This window comes from Paraconexibacter sp. (assembly GCF_059438195.1).
This window is the reverse complement of sequence record NZ_JBLKKY010000089.1, coordinates 1-13871: the sequence shown is the minus strand read 5'-3', so window position 1 is coordinate 13871 and position 13871 is coordinate 1. Positions and strand designations below refer to the sequence as shown.

Annotated in this window: 14 protein-coding genes; 8 read left to right on the top strand and 6 right to left on the bottom strand. The window is 75.8% G+C overall.

Annotated elements, in window-relative coordinates:
• A partial coding sequence (locus tag ACME2J_RS20335; protein WP_495546774.1) for a GMC family oxidoreductase N-terminal domain-containing protein occupies positions 1–1783 on the top strand: 1783 nt, incomplete at its 5' end.
• A gap of 6 nt (positions 1784–1789) precedes the next feature.
• Here ACME2J_RS20335 and ACME2J_RS20330 read toward each other — a convergent pair.
• Genes ACME2J_RS20330 through ACME2J_RS20320 form a run of 3 tightly spaced genes read right to left on the bottom strand, consistent with a single transcriptional unit; the run spans position 1790 to position 4521 of the window.
• A complete protein-coding gene (locus tag ACME2J_RS20330; RefSeq protein ID WP_495546773.1) occupies positions 1790–2860 on the bottom strand; it encodes an MBL fold metallo-hydrolase in 1071 nt (356 codons plus the stop codon).
• Between the two features lie 3 nt (positions 2861–2863).
• Positions 2864–3607, bottom strand: coding sequence for a DUF2705 family protein (locus ACME2J_RS20325; protein WP_495546772.1), 744 nt, complete (start codon positions 3605–3607; stop codon positions 2864–2866).
• Positions 3604–4521: an ABC transporter ATP-binding protein gene (locus ACME2J_RS20320; RefSeq protein ID WP_495546775.1), complete on the bottom strand. Its 918-nt coding sequence runs from the start codon at positions 4519–4521 to the stop codon at positions 3604–3606. The genes ACME2J_RS20325 and ACME2J_RS20320 overlap by 4 nt, the downstream gene beginning before the upstream one ends.
• A 128-nt stretch (positions 4522–4649) precedes the next feature.
• On the opposite strand from ACME2J_RS20320, the gene ACME2J_RS20315 reads away from it, so the two are divergent.
• Together ACME2J_RS20315 and ACME2J_RS20310 are read left to right on the top strand one after the other, a co-directional pair.
• Positions 4650–4979 (top strand): hypothetical protein, encoded by a 330-nt coding sequence (locus ACME2J_RS20315; protein WP_495546771.1) that lies wholly within the window; start codon positions 4650–4652, stop codon positions 4977–4979.
• A 10-nt stretch (positions 4980–4989) separates the two neighbouring features.
• The gene (locus tag ACME2J_RS20310; RefSeq protein WP_495546770.1) at positions 4990–5742 is read left to right on the top strand and encodes an SDR family NAD(P)-dependent oxidoreductase; all 753 of its coding nucleotides are present in this window, start codon (positions 4990–4992) and stop codon (positions 5740–5742) included.
• A 6-nt stretch (positions 5743–5748) separates the two neighbouring features.
• On the opposite strand, the gene ACME2J_RS20305 is transcribed toward ACME2J_RS20310, so the two are convergent.
• Entirely contained in the window at positions 5749–6387 is a 639-nt protein-coding gene (locus ACME2J_RS20305) for a TetR/AcrR family transcriptional regulator (protein WP_495546769.1), read from the bottom strand.
• Between the two features lie 73 nt (positions 6388–6460).
• Between ACME2J_RS20305 and ACME2J_RS20300 the strand changes: the two genes are divergently transcribed.
• The 3 genes from ACME2J_RS20300 to ACME2J_RS20290 all read left to right on the top strand — a co-directional run bounded on the left by ACME2J_RS20300 (position 6461) and on the right by ACME2J_RS20290 (position 9882).
• Complete coding sequence (locus ACME2J_RS20300) at positions 6461–7372, top strand: oxygenase MpaB family protein (RefSeq protein ID WP_495546768.1); 912 nt, start codon at positions 6461–6463, stop codon at positions 7370–7372.
• A 222-nt stretch (positions 7373–7594) separates the two neighbouring features.
• Positions 7595–9511 carry a galactose oxidase early set domain-containing protein gene (locus tag ACME2J_RS20295; RefSeq protein WP_495546767.1) on the top strand — a complete coding sequence of 639 codons (1917 nt, stop codon included), beginning with the start codon at positions 7595–7597 and terminating at the stop codon, positions 9509–9511.
• A gap of 11 nt (positions 9512–9522) precedes the next feature.
• Positions 9523–9882 (top strand): hypothetical protein, encoded by a 360-nt coding sequence (locus tag ACME2J_RS20290; RefSeq protein WP_495546766.1) that lies wholly within the window; start codon positions 9523–9525, stop codon positions 9880–9882.
• Positions 9883–9936: 54 nt separating this feature from the next.
• Here ACME2J_RS20290 and ACME2J_RS20285 read toward each other — a convergent pair whose 3' ends face one another.
• Together ACME2J_RS20285 and ACME2J_RS20280 are read right to left on the bottom strand one after the other, a co-directional pair.
• The gene (locus ACME2J_RS20285) at positions 9937–10935 is read right to left on the bottom strand and encodes a L,D-transpeptidase family protein (RefSeq protein ID WP_495546765.1); all 999 of its coding nucleotides are present in this window, start codon (positions 10933–10935) and stop codon (positions 9937–9939) included.
• 78 nt (positions 10936–11013) lie between these two features.
• The gene (locus tag ACME2J_RS20280; protein WP_495546764.1) at positions 11014–11895 is read right to left on the bottom strand and encodes an alpha/beta fold hydrolase; all 882 of its coding nucleotides are present in this window, start codon (positions 11893–11895) and stop codon (positions 11014–11016) included.
• An 85-nt stretch (positions 11896–11980) separates the two neighbouring features.
• Between ACME2J_RS20280 and ACME2J_RS20275 the strand changes: the two genes are divergently transcribed.
• Both ACME2J_RS20275 and ACME2J_RS20270 read left to right on the top strand, forming a co-directional pair.
• Entirely contained in the window at positions 11981–12625 is a 645-nt protein-coding gene (locus ACME2J_RS20275; protein ID WP_495546763.1) for an EcsC family protein, read from the top strand.
• Positions 12626–12766: 141 nt separating this feature from the next.
• The gene (locus ACME2J_RS20270; protein ID WP_495546762.1) at positions 12767–13750 is read left to right on the top strand and encodes a 3'-5' exoribonuclease YhaM family protein; all 984 of its coding nucleotides are present in this window, start codon (positions 12767–12769) and stop codon (positions 13748–13750) included.
• Positions 13751–13871 lie beyond the last annotated feature (121 nt).

Here is a 13871-nt window from a genome sequence, read left to right as displayed (position 1 = left end):
GCCCGGGACCTCGCGCGCGGGGCTCGCCGCGGGCGGCGTCGCGCTCGCCGCGGCGTCGTGGCTGCGTCACGGGCGCCCGCTCTTCGCCCTGCCGCCCGACGAGCGCTCGGGCCTCCTGCGCGGGCTCGCCTCGGCGGGCCCGGCAGGTGCGGCCGCGCTCGACGGGCTGAAGGCGCTGCTCCTCCTCGCCCACGGCGCGCGCTCGCACGCCGGCGAGATCGGCGCTGTCGCGACGCGCCACGCACCCGCGCGCGACGACGGCGCCCTCGACCTCCGCGACGCCGCCGAGGGTCCGGCCCGCCTCGACGCCGACGTCGTCGTCGTCGGCTCGGGCGCCGGCGGGGCGTTCGCCGCCCGCGCGCTGGCGCGTGCGGGGCGCCGCGTCGTCGTCGTCGAGGAGGGCGAGCACTGGCCGGTCGCGCGCATCCGGGCGACCGACCCGCTGCGGCGCTTCGCCGGCCTCTACCGCGACGGCGGCGCGACGATCGCGCTCGGCGCACCTCCCGTGGCCCTGCCGATGGGCCGCGCCGTCGGCGGGACGACCGTCGTCAACTCGGGCACGTGCTACCGGCCTCCCGCCGACGTCGTCGCGCGGTGGCACGGCGAGCACGGCCTCGCGCTCGCCGACCCCTCCACGCTCGACCCGCGGCTCGCCGACGTGGAGGAGACGATCTCCGTCGCCCCCGCGCCCGCCGCGGTCCTCGGGCGCAACGCGCAGCTCGCGCTCGCGGGGGCGGAGGCGCTCGGCTGGCGGGCCGCGCCGCTGCGCCGCAACGCGCCGGGCTGCGCCGGGAGCTGCCAGTGCGCGATCGGGTGTCCGCGTGCCGCGAAGGCGGGCGTCCACCTCACCGCCCTGCCGCAGGCGTGCGCGGCCGGCGCGCGCATCATCAGCCGGCTGCGCGTCGACCGCGTCCTCCACGAGCGGGGCCGCGCGGCGGGCGTCCGCGGCCGCGACGCGAACGGCCGACGGATCGAGGTGCGCGCGCCGCTCGTCGTCGTCGCCGGCGGGGCCGTCGAGACCCCCGCCCTGCTGCGGCGGTCCGGCCTCGGGCGCCATCCGCGACTCGGCGCGAACCTCTCGATCCATCCGGCGCTGGGGGCCGCCGGGCGCTTCGCCGAGCCGGTCCACGCGTGGCGCGGCGTCCTGCAGAGCGTCGGCATCGAGGAGCTGCACGAGCGGGACGGCATCCTCATCGAGGCGACCGCGACGCCGCCGGGCATGGGGTCGATGGTCCTACCGGGCGTCGGCCGCGAGCTCATCCGCCGGATCGAGGACGCCTCTCATCTCGCCTCGCTCGGCGCGATGATCGACGACAAGCCGTCCGGCCGCGTCCTCGGCGCACGCAGGCCGGTCATCACCTACCGGCTCGACCGCGAGGACGGCCGCCGCCTCGTCCGCGCGCTCGGGGCGATGGCCGAGGCGCTGCTCGCGGCGGGTGCCGAGGAGGTCGAGCTCGGGGGCGGCGCCGCGCCGGTCCGCCGCCGCGACGAGATCGCCGCGGCGCTCGAGGGCATCGATCCCCGCCGGCTGCACCTCGCCGCGTTCCATCCGACGGGCACCGCCGCCGGCGGCGACGACCCGGCGCGCCACCCCTGCGACCCGGCCGGCCGCCTGCGCGGCGTCGACGGGGTCCTCGTCGCCGACGCCTCGCTCCTCCCCGAGTGCCCGGGCGTCAACCCGCAGGTGTCGATCATGGCGCTCGCGACGGCTGTCGCCGAGACGGCATCCGCCTCGGGCGGCGCCGGGCGCAGCGGGATGCGCGCCCGCCCCGCTGCCGCGTGACGCCGTTCAGCCGCGCAGCTCCGCTGCGAGGCTCGCGACGTCGGCGAAGAGGCGGGCGCGCTCGACGGCGCCGACGCCGGGGGGCCCGCCGCGGCGGCGGCGGTCGATCGTCGCGACGGTGATGACGAGGCGCTCCGGCGAGTCCCAGGCCGCCCACGGCGCGGCGATGTCCAGATCCTCGAGGAGCATGGCGCGCGCCGCCGCCCGCGGAGAGGCGCCGGCCTCGAGACGGGGGACGGCCGTCTCCTCGGCCCACTCGAGGTACGCGCGCAGCACGGCGACGTCGTCGAGCGTCGCGAGGGGCCCGTGGCCCGGGACGACGACGCGCGGGGCGAGGCCCGCGATGACGTCGAGGGCCGCGCGCCACGAGGACGCGGGGCCGGCCCACATGACCGGATGGACGCCGACGAAGAGGACGTCGCCGGCGAAGACGACGTCCGCGTCCGGGACGTGCGCGACGAGGTCCCCCGCGGTGTGCGCCGGCGCGACCTCGCGGAGGCGCAGCTCGCGGCCGCCGACGTCGAGGACGAGCTCGCCGCTGAACGTGCGGGTCGGCGCGGGCGGCTCGATCCCCGAGAAGTCGTACGGCGCGAGCATCGCCCCGACGTAGCGGCCGAGGACGCCGAGCGGGAGGCGCGGGAGCAGCGGGAGGCCCACGGAGCCGACGACCGGGAGCGGGAGCCCGCCGACGCGACCGAGGACGGGCGCGAGGGCCTGGAAGCGCTGCAGGCCGGCGGGCGGGTCCTCGGCGAGCAGCTCGGCCGCGGTCTCGGTGGCGACGATCTCGCCGCCCGCGAGGAGCTGCGCGCCCCATGCGTGGTCCCCGTCGGCGTGCGTGAGGACGAGGGTCGAGACCGGCTCGGGCACGACGTCGGCCACCGCGCCGAGGAGGCGACGCGTCCGCGCGAGGTCCCATTGCGTGTCCACGACGCAGGCCGCACCGTCGCCCGTGACGACACCCGCGTTCGACTCGCCCCACTCCCCGTTGGGCGTGAGCCACGCGCGGACGCCCTCCCCGACCTCGACGAGGCCCGCGTCGAAGCGAGGCGTCGCGCCGTGATCGGTGCGCGCCCGCACCGCCTACGCCTCGAGCGTGCGCAGGCGCGCCCACCCGGCGGCGAGGAACGCCGCGACCCACGTGGGGACGACGACGAGCGCGGCGGCGAGCGAGACGGCGTCGTCCGCATCGACGTCGTTGAACGTCAGCCGGTTGACGCCGAGCGAGAGCACGACGTTGCGCAGCGAGTCGTCGATGAGTGTGAGGAGGAGGACGAGCTGGATCCCGAGCAGGTTGAGGAAGAGCGCGATCGTGATCGCCGGGCCCGTCGAGCGGAAGAGCCCGCCGACGCCGAGCGCGATGAGCGCGGGGACGAGGAGCGTGATGAAGAGGTTCCAGATGCCCTCGCCGACCATCTCCCCGGTCACCGCCGGACCGCCGTCGTCGCCGATGAGGGCCGCGCCGATGAGCGCGGGGATCGCGCAGGCCGCGACGACGACGAGGACGATGACGACCGCGGCGAGGACCTTCGAGAGGTAGAGGCGGGCGCGCGGCACGCCGGTGAGGAGCTGGTAGCGGAGGGTGCCGGCCGCGTGCTCCTCGCTCCCGAGGCGGGCGCCGACGACGATGAGGATGATCGCGCCGAGCGTCGACATCCCGAACACGAAGTCCTCGTAGAAGAGGGCGCCGCCGTCGGCCTCGACGACGTCGGTCGCCGTGAGGACGACGAAGAGCAGCCCGAAGAAGAGCGGGAGGCCGACCGCGCTGCCCGCGAGCAGCCGGCGACGGCGGAACTTGAGGAGGTCGGCCGCGACGAGGGCGCTCATCCGGCCCGCCCCCCGGTGAGGTCGAGGAAGCGGCGCTCGAGCGTCTGGACGTCGAGGCGCAGGCCGTGGACGCCGACCCCCGCCTCGACGAGCCGGCGGTTGAGCGCCGCGACCGCGGGCGCCGCGACGTCGCCCTCGACGCGCAGGACGCCGGCGGGGAGCGTCGTCACCGACGAGACGCCGGGCGCCCCCTCGAGCACGGCGGCCGCCCGCGCGAGGTCGTCGCAGGCGACGAGCAGGGCGCGGTCGCCCTCGTCGAGGAGCGCGGTCATGGAGGACTGCCGCACGACCCGGCCCTCCTCCACGATCGCGACGTCGTCGCAGAGCTTCTGCATCTCGTCGAGGAGGTGCGAGGAGAGGAAGACGGTCCGGCCGTCCTCGTCGACGAGGCGGCGGATGAGGAGGCGGAACTCGGCCATCCCCGCCGCGTCGAGGCCGTTCGTCGGCTCGTCGAGGACGAGGAGGCGCGGGTCGCCGAGGAGCGCGCGCGCGACGCCGAGCCGCTGGCGCATGCCCATCGAGTAGCTCTTCACGGCGTCGTCGCCGCGACCGGCGAGGCCGACCGTCTCCAGGAGCGCCGGGATGCGCGCGACCGCGCCCTGGCCGTCGACGAGCGGCGCGTGGACGCGGAGGTTCTCGATGCCCGTGAGGTGCGGGTGGAACCGCGGCTCCTCGACGATCGCGCCGACCCCGCGCAGCGCCGTCTGCGGGTCGGCGACGACGTCGACGCCGCCGAGACGGACCTCGCCGGCGCTCGGGCGGGCGAGCCCGAGGAGGAGGCGGATCATCGTCGTCTTCCCGGCGCCGTTTGGACCGAGGAAGCCGAAGCACGACCCGGCCGGGACCGCGAGGTCCACGTCGTCCACGGCGACACGCTGGCCGAACCGCTTCGTCAGCCCCTTGGTGAGAACCATCTCGCTCACGGGCGACGCAGGCTAGCGGAGGCCCGGGCCGCCGAGACCACCGCCTCTTCGCATCTTCCCAGCCACCGTCGGCTGCCGAGATGCGAAGAGCGCGGGGGGCGCGCCGTATCCTCCGAGGGGTGTCCGACTCGTCCGTCGCCCGCCCGGTCGCCGTCGTCGCCGCTCTCGCGTTCCTCGCGGGGTTTGCCGTCGCCGACGTGACCGGCGTGCGCCCCCTCGGGGGCGCGGTCCTCCTCGCCGGCGGCGCGTGGTGCGCGATGCGCGCCCGCCCGGTCGCCGGGACGGCCCGCACGGCCGCGCTCCTCGCGGTCGCCCTCGCCGCCTTCGTCGTCTCCCACCCGCTCGGCGACGCGATCGGCGCCTGGCCCGCGGTCGTCGTGATGTCCGCGCTCGTCGGCGGGACCGCGCTGCTCGTGATGACCCACCGGCCGCGTCCCGCCGCCGCGTAGGCTGCGCGGCATGGCCACGGAGCAGAAGGGACGCGTCGCCCTCGTCACCGGGGCGGCGAGCGGCCTCGGCGCGGCGGCCGCCGGCGCGCTCGCGGCACGCGGCGACCGCGTGGTGTGCGTCGACGTCGACGCCGAGGCGGGCACCGACATCGCCGACGAGATCGGCGCGCTCTTCATCGAGGCCGACGTCCGCGACCTCGACGCGAACCGGACCGCCGTCGAGGCGACGGTCGTCGCCCACGGCGGCCTCGACCTCGCGTACCTCAACGCGGGCGTCGCCTCCATGATCGGCGTCGGCGACGACTTCGATCTCGAGCGCTACCGGCACGTGATGGGCGTCAACCTCGACGGCGTCGTGTTCGGCGTCCACGCCTGCCTGCCCGCGATGCGCGAGCGCGGCGGCGGCGCGATCGTCGCGACGGCCTCGCTCGCGGGCCTCACCGCCGTGCCCTTCGACCCGCTGTACGCGGCGAACAAGCACGCCGTCGTCGGCCTCGTCCGCTCGCTCGGCGCGCTCGCCGACACCGAGGGCATCCGCGTCAACGCCGTCTGCCCGGGCTTCGCGGAGTCCCAGATCATCGAGCCGATCCGCGAGGGCCTCGCGGCGGCGGGCGTGCCGATCATCCCCGCCGAGAGGGTCGCCGAGACGGTGCTCCGGCTCTTCGACGGCGAGATGTCGGGTGAGTGCTGGTTCGTCCAGGCGGGCCGCGAGAGCGCGCCGTTCGGCTTCCGCGGGATCCCCGGGCCCCGCGAGGAGGGCTGACGGCCCTCAGCGCGCGATGAGCGGCGCGAGGGTGCTCCGCGCGAAGGCGCGCGCCGCGTCCTCGTCGCTGACGTCGACGACCGGCGACGGGAGGAGCACGTAGGTGAGCGCCAGGCGGACGAGCACGTCGGCGATGCGGTCGGCGTCCTCGCGCGCCCCCTCGGCGACCCGCCGATCGACGCGGAGGCGGTCGGCGACGTAGAGCCGGGCTAGCTCGAGCACCGACGGGGCGCCGCTCGCGAGCCGCTCGAGCGTCGATCCGGTCTCGTCGAAGGCGAGCCGCGCGACGAGCGGATGCCGGTTGGCGATGCGGGCGCAGAGCACGAAGGCCTCGGCGATCCGCTCCGCGGGATCCTCGAGGCCCGCGAGCGCCTCGTCGACGTCGGCGAGGAAGCGCCGCAGCTCGCGCAGCATGAGCCGCTCGACGAGAACGCCCTTCGAGCCGAAGCGGCGGAAGACCGTCATGCGGCCGACCCCCGCCCGGGCCGCGACGTCGTCCATCGTCGCCGCGCGCGTCCCGGCCGCCGCGAACTCCTCGAGGGCCGCGTCGAGGATGCGCCGGTCGGTCGGGTCCTCCTCGCGCGCCGCGCCCTCGCCGATCGCGCGGGCGAGGAGCGCGACGAGATCGCTGGGACGGTCGGCCATCGGAGTACACCGTACCCGGGCATGCGAGCCCGTCACTGGTACTCACAGCCGCCGATCAGTACCATCGCGAAGCATGGCCTCCGTCCTACCCGATCCCGCCGACGCCCGCCGCTACGCCGTCGGCCCGGAGACGATCACGTGGCGTCGGGCGGGCGATGCCCGGGCGATGTTCGGCGCCGGGACCGCGCTCGTCCTCCAGGTCGCCCACCCGACCGTCGCCGGCGGCGTCCGCGAGCACTCCGACTTCGTCACCGACCCGTGGGGGCGGCTCTTCCGCACCCTCGACTACGTCAACCTCCTCGTCTACGGCGGACCGGAGGCGGCGGCGCGCACCGGGGCGCGGATGCGCGAGATGCACAAGCGCATCAAGGGCGTGGACCCGTCGGGCCGGCGCTTCCACGCGCTCGAGCCGGGGGCCTACGCGTGGGTCCACGCGACGCTCGCCGTGTCGATCGTCGGCGCCCACGAGCGCTTCGGCCGTCCCTTCCTCCCGGAGCAGCGCGAGCGGTTCTGGGCGGAGTGGCGCGGTCTCGGCCGCCTCCTCGGCATCCGCGAGGGCGACCTCCCCCAGGGCTGGGACGCGTTCACCCGCTACGTCGACGACACCGTGCACACGCACCTCGAGGACAACGACGTCGTCCGCCTCGTCCAGCACACGCTCGCCGAGCCGGCGGCGCCGCCCCTGCCCCGGCCGCTGCCGCGCGCCTGGCGGATCGCGCGGATCCCCGCGTCGCGTGCGATGGCGCTCGCGACGACCGGGCTCCTCCCCGCCTCCGCCCAGGACCGGCTCGACATGCGGCTCACCGCGGCCCAGGAGCGCGAGCTCGCTCTCCTCGGCGCCGCCTCGCGCGCGACGACCCCCGTGCTGCCGCGCGCGCTGCGCACGATGGGTCCGACGTACCTGCGCCTGCGCCGGCGCGAGATCGCGCGCGGGATGTTCGGCGAGGGGGCCGCCGGCGAGACCGCGCGCGCCGTCGCCGCCTGAGAGCCGTCGACCTCGCCCCGCCCGCGCCCTGAGGGGGGGGCGAATCGAACGCGCGTTGAATTCGCCCCCTATATGGGAGCGAATCGAACGCGCGTTGAATTCGCCCCTCCGCGCGTTGAATTCGCCCCTCCGCGCGTTGAATTCGCCCCTCCGCGCGTCGAGGTCGCGCCGCACGGGTGGTGAAGCGCCGCAGGACGGGCGCGCGCCCACTACCCTGCGCGCATGCGGGAGCAGGGGCGGGGACGCCGGTGCGCGCTGCTGGCGTGCGCGATCGCGCTGTGCGCGCCGGGCGCGGCAGCGGCACACGGGCCGACAGGCGGGACGACGGGCGCCCTCTCGGCGCAGGAGCGGGCGCGCGTGCTCGCCGAGGCGCAGGTCCTCGGCCTCGACCACGCCCTGCAGCACGCGACCGCCCGCCAGGCCGCGCCGCTGCCGCCGGTCCCGCCGGGCGGCGACCCCGGCTTCGACGCGTGCCGGCCGCGCGGCGACGCGAACGCGTTCGACTTCTCGCGGCCCCGGCCGCCCGCCGGGATGCCGACCGGGCAGGACCGGTGCTCGCGCCTCCCGCGTCAGCCGCGCACCCGCGAGAAGCTCGCGCGCGTCGGGCGCTGGACGAAGGACGTCGTCGACCTTCCGCACTACGCGATCCACGCGACGATGCTCCCTACCGGCAAGGTCCTCTTCTGGGGCTACGAGTGGACGCAGAACCTCATCACGCGGACGCCGAACAGCCACCAGGAGACCTCGTCGGCCTCGACGCTGTGGGATCCGTCGAAGGGCACGGGGCCCGACTCGCTGCGGGCGGTCCCGGCGCCGCAGATCGACATCGACGGCGACGGCGTCCCCGAGCGCGTGCCGCTGTACTGCTCGGGGCAGACCCTCCTCGCCGACGGCCGCGTCCTCGTCACGGGCGGGACGCTCGACCTCCGCTGGGCGGAGCGCGGCTTCACGAACCCGCCCGGCATCAAGACCGTCCTGGTCTTCGACCCGTGGAAGGAGGACTGGGTCCGGTCGGACGACATGACCGTCGCCCGCTGGTACCCGACCCAGACGAAGCTCGCCGACGGGCGGACCGTGGTTCTCGGCGGCTACGACGACAACAAGCCGACGGACTTCACCGGGACGCTCGACGTCGTCTCGCGCGACGGGCGGACGGTCCGCCACGCCCCGTCGGGCGACCGCCGGACCTGGACGTACCCGCAGATGCTCCTCATGCCGTCCTCGCGCGTGCTCCTCGCCGGACCGCTGAAGGACGACGCCGGGCTCCTCGACCCCGAGACGATGCGCTGGCGCCGCGCGCCGGAGCTGCCGCGCCACCGCGGCGGGGCGAACATCGTGCCGGTCCCGACACGCTCCGGCTCCTCGCCGCGGGCGATGCTCATCGGCGGGGCGGACTTCCTGCGCCCGGTGCGCGGCGAGGAGGCGCGCGCCTACCGGACGACCCTCGTCCTCGACGAGCGGCGGCTCTCCCGCGGCTGGCGCAAGGCGCCGTCGCAGCGCCGCGGCCGGTACTGGCCGAACACCGTCCTCCTCCCGGACGGCTCGATGGTGACGCTCGGAGGCGCCCGCGGCCACACGAAGACGGACGCGGCCTTCGCCGCGGCGCGCGCGAACCGGCGCGTCGAGCTCTGGGACCCGCGCACGGGCCGCTGGCGCCTCGGCCCCGCCCAGCGCGAGGACCGCACCTACCACTCCGTCGCGCTCCTCCTGCCCGACGGCCGGGTGTGGTCGGCCGGGGACGACGGCAACCCCAACCGCGACGGCGACACCGCCGAGGTCTACGAGCCGCCCTACCTCTTCCGCGGCGCGCGGCCGCGGATCGTCGGGGCGCCGAAGCGGCTGCGGTCCGACGGCCGGACGTTCACCCTCCGCACCCGCGGCCCCGTGCCGCGGCGCGTCACCCTCCTCGCCCCGGGGGCGACGACGCACGCCCTCGACATGAACCAGCGCTTCGTCGAGCTGCGCGTCGTGCGCCGGCGGACGACGTCCCGCGGCACGCACGTGCTCACCGTGCGGGGCCCGCGGTCGGCCGCGGTCGCGCCGCCGGGGCCGTGGATGCTCTTCGCGCTCTCGAAGCGCGGGGCGCCCTCGGTCGGGCGGTGGACGAGCGTCACGGGACGAGGCTCGGCTCGTCGGTAGCCTCGTGAGCGGTGACCCGCCCCTTCGTCATCGCCTTCGTCCGCACCTGGCTCCCCTTGCTCGTCGTCCTCGGGGGCGTCCTCGTCATCGCGATCGGCCAGGACGAGATCGCGCTCGAGGGCGGTGCCGGGATCATCGGGGCGGGGCTCGCGATCTGGCTCTTCAACTGGCTCTTCCGCATCGCGAACGCGGGCGAGCGCGATCGCCACGCCGAGGAGGACGCCCGGGCCTTCTACGACCGCCACGGAGTGTGGCCGGACGAGGCCTCCGAGGAGCTCCTGCGCCGCGACGCCGACGAGCGGCGTGCCCCGCGCGGCGAGCAGCGGCCCGCGCGCCCGGCGGTCGGCACCCGGCGGCGCCGCGGCCACTGAGCCGGGGCCGCGACGACCTGCGCGCGGCCGGCGCGGCCCGAGCCGCGCCGACGCTCAGCGGATGACGATCGTCGTCCCGACGGGGACGCGCTTGTAGAGCGCGATGACGTCGGCGACGCGCATGCGGATGCAGCCGTGGGAGGCGCGCGTGCCGATCGAGTACTCCTGGCCGGTGCCGTGGATGCCGACGCCCCCGACGATGCCCATCCACCGCGCCTTGAGCGGGTTCTGGGCGGTGCCGCCCTGCACGGTCGTCCCGGCGAGCTCGCCGGCCCACGGCGAGTTCGGCACCGACCACACGGGGTTGACCTGCTTGTTCTGGATGCGGAACCGCCCGCTCGGCGTCGGGTACGCCGACTGGCCGATCGCGACGCCGTAGCTCTTGACGACCTTGAAGTTCTTGAAGAGGCGGATCTTGAACTCGCGCTTGGAGACCGTGAGGACCGTCGAGTGCCGCTTGCGCAGCGTCTTGTAGGTGACGTCCGGCTTCACGGAGCTCACCGACTGCTTGAGGACGCGCGTCTGCGAGAGGCCGCCGTCGTAGGCCTCCTTCACGATCCGCTCCGTGCCCTCGGCGTCGAGCTCGCGGCCCTTCCGCGACCCTCGGGCGCGGATCTTCTTGAGGCCGATGCGCAGGCGGGCGTTGCGCGGCTTGCGCTCCACCTCATCGGCGACGTCGCGCGCCCAGTCGCGGATCGCGAGCGTGGAGTACGTGAGCTTCACGGGGACGTCGATCGTCTGGCCGGGCGCCGGCCGGCCCGCGTAGAGCGCGCGCTTGGCCGAGGTGAGCGGGTCGAACTCGAGCTTCGACTCCTCGGCATCGAGCCGGAACGTCTTGCCCGCCGCCTTGAGGACGACGTCCCGGAGCGCCTTCTTCTCGAGGTAGGCGAGGAGCTTGTCCGAGGCCTGCCCGACCGTGAGGTTCGAGACGTCGACGCCTCCGGCCGAGACGCCGGGCGCGATCCGCGGCTCGGTCGGGAGCTGCGCGGAGGCCGTCGCCGCGGGGACGAGCGCGAAAACGGACCCGGCGAGGGCGAGGGGAAGCGGGCGCATCGTCCACAGGGTACGGCGTCGACGTCGGTGCCGAGCCGCCCGCACCTCCGCTTGCAGGGCAGGTTGCAGGTGCCGCCGCTACGCGGCCGCGCCGGCCGGCCTGCGACCCCGCCCGGGCTCGTCGCCGTCGTGGCGCAGCAGGAGCTCCGTCACGCGCGCGGCGGCCTCGATCTGCGGGCAGTGGCCGATGCCCTCGAGCTCGACGTACTCGGAGTCGGGGAGCGCCTCGAGCAGGACCCGCGCCCCGCGGTGGGTGACCATCCGGTCCCGGTCGCCCCAGACGAGGAGCACCGGTCGGCGGATGCGATCGAGCGGGATGCACCCGGAGAGCTCGGGGATGAGCCGGCGGCCGGTCGCGAGGTAGCGGCGGACGTCGCGGCGACGCGACAGGTGCTGCGCGAAGGCCGCGACGACCTCGGGCTCCTGGTCACGCGGGCGGGCGAACGCGAGCTGGCGGTAGGCCTCGCCGACGACCCTGTGGAAGAGGGGCGGAGGCAGGGGGACCGTGAGGAGGAGGCGGACGAGCGCGTCGCCCTCGAGGGCCCGGAACCACACGGGATGCTCGAAGCCGGCGGGCGCGATCGGGGCGAGAGCGCGGATCGGGAGGTCGTCCTCGGCGCCGAGGCGCAGGGTCAGGCAGCCGCCGAGCGAGTTGCCGGCGACGACGACCTGCTCGCCCGTCTCCTCGGCGACGTGGGCGACGACGTCGGCGCCGAAGCGGTCGAGCTGAGGAAGGATCGCCTCGTCGCGGTCGAGGCGGTCCGCCCGGCCGAAGCCCGGGAGGTCGACCGCGATCGCGCGGCGGTTCGCGCGCGCGAGGCCGTCGAGGACGCGGCGCCAGGTGTCGGCGCTGTCCGCGTAGCCGTGGAACAGGACGAGCGGCGGTCCTTCGCCCTCGAGCTCGAGCGCGCGCGTGGTGGTCCCCCCGACGTCCAGCCGATACTCGATGAGCGGCTGCATGTCCCCTCCATCTTCCCGAACGGTCAGTCCGCATGCATTCGCGACTGTAAGTCGCATTTCGCCGCCGGCTGGGAGACTCCTCGTCGTGGAGGCCGCGCGACACGCCGACGAGCACGTCCCCCGCGGCTTCCTCGACCGGCTGCGGGAGGACCCGGTGCGCGCCCCCGAGGTCATCGCGCTCGAGGCCGCGCGGCTCCACGGGCCGGCCGCCGCGTCGTGGACCGCCGCCGAGCGCGAGGAGGGCCGCTCGCCGGCCGCCTCCGCCGAGCGCGCCCGCACGCGGTACACGCGCCTCGCGCGGCTCGAGGGCGCCGCCCTCGGCGTGGGCGGCTGGACGACGGTCGTTCCCGACCTCGTCGCGCTCGCGTGGATCCAGTCGCGTCTCGTCTTCCACCTCGCCGCGGCCCTCGGGCACGACCCGCGGGACCCGATGCGCCCCGCCGAGCTGCTCGTCCTCCAGGACGTCTACGACGACCCCGGCGAGGCCCGCGCGGCGCTCGACGGGATCGGCACGCCGGTCGCGGCGGCCTACGTCGGCGGGAAGCTCTCGTCCGCGCCGGGCGACGACCGCGGCCTCGTGCGGACGCTCGTCTCGCTCGTCGGCACGCACGCGGGCAAGCGGACGGCGGCGCGGTTCGTGCCGGGGTTCGCCTCGATCGTCGGCGCCGTCGCGAACGAGCGCGCGACCGGCGCGCTCGCCGACCGGGCGCTGCGCTTCTACGAGCGCTGAGGCGGGCGCGAGCGGGCTCGGCGGCCGACGGCCCGGCGCCTGGTCAGATCGCGCACCAGCAGCACGACTCATGGAGGTATGCAGGCCTTTTGCGAGAACACGAGCCCCGTGTCGTCCGACGCCGCCCCTACGGTGGGCGCCGTGCTGCTGCGTGAGATCACCCCTGGTTCGGAGGTCGATCAGGTCCTCCTCGTGCGCGCCGTCGAGCGTCGCGCGAAGAAGGACGGCACCGAGTACCTCCGCGTCGTCGTCGGCGACCGCACCGGCGAGGTCGAGGCGATGGTCTGGGAGGACGTCGCGCACCTCTCAGAGCACCTCGTCACGGGTGCCTTCGTGCGGGTCAGCGGCGCGCTCGAGGAGCACGAGCGGTACGGCCGGCGCCTCCGCGTCGACCGGTGGGGCCCCGCCGAGCCGGGCTCGTTCGACCCCCACGAGCTCCGCGACGGTCCGCCGCGCTCCTACGAGCAGATGGACGCCGACCTGCGCGCGCTCGTCGACACCGTGCAGGACCCGCACCTCCGCGAGCTCCTCGACCGCCTGCTCGGCGAGGGCACGGAGACCGGCGACCTCTACCGGATCGCCCCGGCCGCCAAGCGCTTCCACCAGGCCTACCAGCACGGCCTCCTCGAGCACTCGCTCTCGGTCGCCCAGGCGGTGAGCGCCATCAGCGCGACGTTCCCCGGCATCGACCGGGACGTCGCCGTGACCGGCGCGCTCATCCACGACATCGGCAAGCTCGACGCGTACACGACCGACCCCGACGCGCCGGACATGACGGATCTCGGGCGCCTGCAGGGCGAGATCCCGCTGGGCTACTACCGCGTCCGCCGGGTCATCGAGGACATCCCCGGGTTCCCCGCCGCGACCGCGCAGGCGATCCTCCACATCATCCTCAGCCACCACGGCACCCTCGAGCACGGCAGCCCGGTCGTCCCGTGCACGCGCGAGGCGACGCTCGTCCACATGATCGACAACCTCGGCGGGCGGCTCGGCTCGTTCGACCGCCTCGAGAAGCAGCTCGCGCCGGGCGCCGAGTGGTCGGGCTTCGACCGGGCGCTGTCGGGCAGCGCGTACTTCGCCCGCCGCGACGGCAGCGACGACACCACCGGCACACGCGCGGCGTGATGACAGCGCGGCGCCGTCACCGTCACCGTCACTGACGACACTTGCCCCTGGTCCAGGTGTCGTCAGGAGGGATGGGGCGACTCACACCGCGATGGACGCCCGGACCGCCCCCGATCTCCGG

Excerpts from the sequence above, each read along its gene's own strand:
- ACME2J_RS20325 (WP_495546772.1), bottom strand. The coding sequence starts at position 3,607 with ATGAGCGCCCTCGTCGCGGCCGACCTCCTCAAGTTCCGCCGTCGCCGG.
- ACME2J_RS20285 (WP_495546765.1), bottom strand. The coding sequence starts at position 10,935 with ATGCGCCCGCTTCCCCTCGCCCTCGCCGGGTCCGTTTTCGCGCTCGTC.
- ACME2J_RS20280 (WP_495546764.1), bottom strand. The coding sequence starts at position 11,895 with ATGCAGCCGCTCATCGAGTATCGGCTGGACGTCGGGGGGACCACCACG.
- ACME2J_RS20320 (WP_495546775.1), bottom strand. The coding sequence starts at position 4,521 with ATGGTTCTCACCAAGGGGCTGACGAAGCGGTTCGGCCAGCGTGTCGCC.
- ACME2J_RS20300 (WP_495546768.1), top strand. The coding sequence starts at position 6,461 with ATGGCCTCCGTCCTACCCGATCCCGCCGACGCCCGCCGCTACGCCGTC.
- ACME2J_RS20310 (WP_495546770.1), top strand. The coding sequence starts at position 4,990 with ATGGCCACGGAGCAGAAGGGACGCGTCGCCCTCGTCACCGGGGCGGCG.
- ACME2J_RS20305 (WP_495546769.1), bottom strand. The coding sequence starts at position 6,387 with ATGGCCGACCGTCCCAGCGATCTCGTCGCGCTCCTCGCCCGCGCGATC.
- ACME2J_RS20295 (WP_495546767.1), top strand. The coding sequence starts at position 7,595 with ATGCGGGAGCAGGGGCGGGGACGCCGGTGCGCGCTGCTGGCGTGCGCG.